This window comes from Silvanigrella sp., assembly GCF_044369315.1.
Taxonomy (GTDB): domain Bacteria; phylum Bdellovibrionota_B; class Oligoflexia; order Silvanigrellales; family Silvanigrellaceae; genus Silvanigrella.
The window spans coordinates 1-4,691 of sequence record NZ_JBIPMD010000243.1; the positions used below are offsets into that span (position 1 = coordinate 1).

Sequence of the window (4,691 nt, forward strand, 5' to 3'; positions counted from 1 at the left end):
TTGTAAGCTCAATCGCCCCTTGCTTGAATTCGCTTGTATACCTTCTTTTGGTTAACACCATTTCAACACCTCTTTCCTATAAGTTTTTTTCGGATCTGGGTGTCTACTTTCTTAGGGGAGGATCAGTTAAATCAAATGCTTTATTATTATGAATATTGCTTGTTAGTAGTATTGTAGCGACATCCGAAATATCTCTTGCATCAATAAAGCTTACTTTAGCATCACCAGCAGGAAGTAAAATTTTATTTGACTTAATAATACCTTGTATCCAAAAGGTATTAAAATTTTGCATAAACCAATTTGGCCGAATGATATTATAATTCAATCCAGAATTTTCAAGCTCAACTTCTGCTCTTCTAAGTGGCGACGATTCAATTAAGTTAACACCCATAACAGACATTAATACTACTTTTTCTAAATTTTTATTTTTAGCTTCGCGAATTAATGGTGAAAGCAATTTATATTGATCCAAATAACCTGCGGGAGAAAGAAAAAATGCTCTATCTGTATCTTGAAATGCCTCTTTGAGTCCTTCCATAGTTTCTAAATCTAAATAAACATATTCAAAGTTTTTTTCTTTCAGATTCAATAATTTTTTATCTTTTGTTGTACCGCGAACAAAATAGCCTTGTGAAATTAATTTTTTTGCAATTTCAGAACCCACTTTTCCTGTAGCTCCAACTACCAAAACTTTTTTAATTTGCATGATTATCCTCCTTCATTAATGTTGAATAATAGAAACAATTCCTATTATTCACTATTTTAGCTGAAGAATTATTGTTGATATATAGAAAAAATAGCAATACAGTGTTGCATTGGAGGAACAATGAGTTTAGACTTAAACACAATTTATCTATTTGTAAAAGTTGTACTTTTTGGTAGTTATTCGCGAGCGGCGGAAAATTTAAAATTACCTAAATCCACTTTAAGTCGAGCTATATCAAGGCTTGAAGAAGAAACTGGTACCAAGTTACTGTTAAGAACGACCAGAACCATTGCCTTAACAGAAGCTGGTAGAGCATTTTATGAAAACTGCGCTGAGCCATTACAATTACTCGAAGATGCGAAAAAAGCTTTAAACGAAAAAAAATAATACCATTTCTGGGATTATGCGAATTACAGCACCTGAAGACATTGGAATGAATTTAATATCAAAAGTAATTGCTAAATTAACAAAAGATTATCCAATTTTACAATTTGAATTATTTTTTACAAATGAAATTATTGATCTTATTAAAGAAGGATTTGATATTGCAATTCGAGTAGGGAAATTAAAATCGAGTAATTTAAAAGCAAAAAAGGTGGGCGATATTATTATGGTATTGGTTGCTTCACCAGACTATTTAAATAGTATAGACAAAATTGAAAACCCGTCTGATTTGCTAAATTGTAATTGTTTAGATGTAACAACAAGAAATATCAAACCGAATTGGAAGTTGATTTTTGATACGGGAAAAACAATAAATTTAGAAATAAAAACAAAAATAATTGCAAATCAAATGGATAGTCTTAAAAATTTAGCGATTCAAGGAGCTGGTGTCGCTTTAATCCCATTATTTATTTGCCAAGAAGAATTATCTTCGGGTTCTTTAAAAAGAGTATTACCAAACTGGAAGAGTGAAGCTATGCCCGTTTATATTGTTTCTCCAGTTGGTTTTAACTCTTCAAAAAGGTTGCAAGTAATTTCAACAGCCCTCATAAATTCTTTACAAAATTTATTAGATCAAACCTTTTCCTAAGTAATTATAAGGAACCAAACGAAATCGGTGGTTTTGGATCTTCAAGCTAAGGAGAAGCTTAGTTTAAAATATTTTACGAAGAAAAATACTACACTAAATTAAATAACATATATATTTTTAAAATTGTTTTATTTATTTGGATAAAATCTTTAAATATGAAAAGTTAAATAATTTTAAAAAATTATTTAACTTATTAAATTTATTTATCCTACTAAATTTAATTCAGATTCATACCAGAATCAGAACTTCCACCTTCTGTCGACTCAGATGCCGCTTTTTTCTTTCTAGGTGCTCTTGTCTTCTTTTTTAATTTATCTAGTTTACTTGGACGACCACGTTTCTTTACAGTTTTTGCTCCTACTTTTTTTGGACGACCACGTTTTGCCGTTTTCTTCTTTGCTCCTGCTTTTTTAGTTGTTTTCTTTTTTACAGCTTTTTTAGTTGTTTTTTTAGTTGTTTTTTTAGCTGTTTTTCTTTTAGTTACTTTCTTCTTTACTGCTTTTTTAGCAGTTACTTTCTTTTTCTTTGCTCCTGCTTTTTTTGCAGTTCTTTTTTTTGTTGTCTTCTTTGTACCTGTTTTCTTTGCTGCTGGTTTTCTTGTTTTTTTAACTACCATGTTTTTTCCTTTCTGATTAAGTTTCTCTTCATTTGATTTTATCAAGAATTTATAAGGATAAAAGTCAAATGATTGACTTTAAGTTTTTTAGTAAATATTAATATAAAAACAAAATTATTATTTATAAATTTTTATATGCATAAAATTATTTCCAATGCTAAGAAAATAAATATTACAAACCATTTTTGATATTAAATTTGTTTTCCAATGTTCTTTTAAATTTTTGCGCTCATATCAAAAAAAAGAAGGAAAAAATTTCTCATTTAGTCTCTCAAAAAATGGCAGGTATACCCATTTGGGTTTTTTTTCAAATATTTTTGATGAAAATCCTCCGCGGAATAAAATGGAGTCGCTTTTTCAATTTCTGTAACAACTGGATTTTTCCATTTACCGGAATTGTTAATTTTTATTTTAATTTCTTCAGCTGATATTCTTTGTTTCTCTGTATGATAAAAAATGGCAGAGCGGTATTGAGATCCAACATCATTCCCTTGTCTATTTAAAGTTGTGGGATCGTGAAGCCTAAAAAAATATTCTAAAATTTTTTCATAACTCGTTTTAGTCGGATCAAAATGGATTTGAATTGCTTCTGCATGACCCGTTTTTCCTGTTTTTACTTGGTTATAAATAGGATTTTCTGAAGAACCACCAGTATATCCTACTTCTGTTTTCAGAACTCCTTCTAGTTCAGAAAAAAGTTCTTCCACACCCCCAAAAACAACCTCCCGCAAGGGTAGCTATTTCAAATTCCATGTCGTATCCTTTCGTAAATAAACTTTTTCAAAAACGATAATATAGAATAATTATTAAATTCACAAAAAATTCTTTACACGTTATTTTCCTTATGCTACTTTCACATTGGTCGCCTAGCCAGATTGATGGTATAATTCATAGTTAATATAAGGGCTTTTCAAATGAAAACATTTGAGTATTATCGATATTCATATTTCAATCAAAATAAACCTCATACTTCTATTGTTTTAAAAACTTCCATTCTTCTCGTCCCATCTCTCCTGATTAAACTCTAAAAAATTAAATCTTATTAATTTAATATTTAACATTTTATAAATATTTAAAGTTCATTTTACATAAAAATTACAAAATGATTACATTTTAATTTTTTATTTTATATATGGAAAATCTGATGAAAAATAAACAAATTATGATTTTTGATACAACTTTAAGGGATGGACAACAATGCCCAGGCGCAGGCATGTCTTTTGAAAATAATATTGAATACGCCAAGCTTGCAGCAAATGCTCAAGTCGATATTTTAGAGGCTGGTTTTCCTAGCGCTAGCAAACTAGATTTTATGATAGTAAACACAATCGCAAAAGAAGTAACAAATTCAAACCCAAGCCCTGTTATAGCTGCACTATGCCAATTAAAAAAAGAACAATTTGAAATAACAATTCGATCTTTAGAACCTGCGATTTCAAACAAGAAAGCAAGGTTACACACATACCTTCCTGTGGATCCGCAATTAATGAACGCACTTGGAAACTATGGAAAAAATTTTTCTAAAACAACGAAAGATGTATATGAACTTATAAAAATGGCGTATCTCGAAGGCGTTGAAATTGAGTTTAGTCCTGAAGGTTATTCTCGCATGGGAGAAAATTTTGATTTTGTTACAGATGTGATTCGAGCTGCCGTTGATGCAGGTGCTACTATCATAAATTGTCCAGACACCATTGGAGGGGCATGTAAACTTCAAGGTGAAGAATATTTTGTAGAAAAAATGAAAAAACATTCCAGAATCATCGAAAAAGAATTTCCAAATAAAAATATAATTTGGTCCACACATTGTCATAATGATTTTGGTCTAGCTCTTGAAAACTCAATGAATGCTGTTTTTGAAGGTCCTGCAACACAAGTTGAAGGATGTTTTAATGGCATTGGCGAAAGAGCGGGAAATGTTTCTTTAGAACAATGCATTCTTTACTTAAAAACATTTGGAAAAAACTCAAAAAATAAAGAAACATTCTACACCAATTTCAAAACAGAAACATTACAGTATATTTCAGACTTTGTTAGCTTAAATATGTTACAACGCCAACATCATTGGCCTATCACAGGTGAAAATGCAGCAAAGCATTCTTCTGGAGGCCATACAAACGCAATTATAAAAAATCCTTTATCTTATCAGCCATTCGATCCAAGAGAAATTGGAAATGAAATTACATTTCAATTTGGACCTTTTAGTGGAGGCAATCATGCAAAAGATATCATCGAAAAATATGGATATATTTGTAATGATGAAGAAAAAGCAAATATTGCCCAATTTATAAAAAATGAATATGCAGATCGAAGAAAAGGAATCACAGATAGAGAGC

The 4,691-nt window shown here is 30.1% G+C and carries 6 protein-coding genes; 3 read left to right on the plus strand and 3 right to left on the minus strand.

Annotated elements, in window-relative coordinates:
• Positions 1 to 103: 103 nt before the first annotated feature.
• Positions 104 to 706: an SDR family oxidoreductase gene (locus tag ACIQ56_RS14580; RefSeq protein WP_397601775.1), complete on the minus strand. Its 603-nt coding sequence runs from the start codon at positions 704 to 706 to the stop codon at positions 104 to 106.
• 120 nt (positions 707 to 826) lie between these two features.
• On the opposite strand from ACIQ56_RS14580, the gene ACIQ56_RS14585 reads away from it, so the two are divergent.
• Together ACIQ56_RS14585 and ACIQ56_RS14590 are read left to right on the plus strand one after the other, a co-directional pair.
• Positions 827 to 1,093 (plus strand): LysR family transcriptional regulator, encoded by a 267-nt coding sequence (locus ACIQ56_RS14585; RefSeq protein ID WP_397601776.1) that lies wholly within the window; start codon positions 827 to 829, stop codon positions 1,091 to 1,093.
• Between the two features lie 16 nt (positions 1,094 to 1,109).
• Positions 1,110 to 1,739: a substrate binding domain-containing protein gene (locus tag ACIQ56_RS14590; RefSeq protein WP_397601777.1), complete on the plus strand. Its 630-nt coding sequence runs from the start codon at positions 1,110 to 1,112 to the stop codon at positions 1,737 to 1,739.
• A gap of 217 nt (positions 1,740 to 1,956) precedes the next feature.
• Here the strand turns inward: ACIQ56_RS14590 and ACIQ56_RS14595 are convergent, their stop codons facing one another.
• Positions 1,957 to 2,355 carry a hypothetical protein gene (locus tag ACIQ56_RS14595; RefSeq protein ID WP_397601778.1) on the minus strand — a complete coding sequence of 133 codons (399 nt, stop codon included), beginning with the start codon at positions 2,353 to 2,355 and terminating at the stop codon, positions 1,957 to 1,959.
• Between the two features lie 263 nt (positions 2,356 to 2,618).
• Positions 2,619 to 3,062 (minus strand): peptide-methionine (S)-S-oxide reductase MsrA, encoded by a 444-nt coding sequence (gene msrA, locus ACIQ56_RS14600; protein ID WP_397601779.1) that lies wholly within the window; start codon positions 3,060 to 3,062, stop codon positions 2,619 to 2,621.
• 437 nt (positions 3,063 to 3,499) lie between these two features.
• On the opposite strand from msrA, the gene ACIQ56_RS14605 reads away from it, so the two are divergent.
• Positions 3,500 to 4,691 (plus strand): LeuA family protein (locus ACIQ56_RS14605; RefSeq protein WP_397601780.1); only part of this gene is annotated, 1,192 nt, incomplete at its 3' end.

Excerpts from the sequence above, each read along its gene's own strand:
- ACIQ56_RS14580 (WP_397601775.1), bottom strand. The coding sequence starts at position 706 with ATGCAAATTAAAAAAGTTTTGGTAGTTGGAGCTACAGGAAAAGTGGGT.
- ACIQ56_RS14585 (WP_397601776.1), top strand. The coding sequence starts at position 827 with ATGAGTTTAGACTTAAACACAATTTATCTATTTGTAAAAGTTGTACTT.
- ACIQ56_RS14590 (WP_397601777.1), top strand. The coding sequence starts at position 1,110 with ATGCGAATTACAGCACCTGAAGACATTGGAATGAATTTAATATCAAAA.
- ACIQ56_RS14595 (WP_397601778.1), bottom strand. The coding sequence starts at position 2,355 with ATGGTAGTTAAAAAAACAAGAAAACCAGCAGCAAAGAAAACAGGTACA.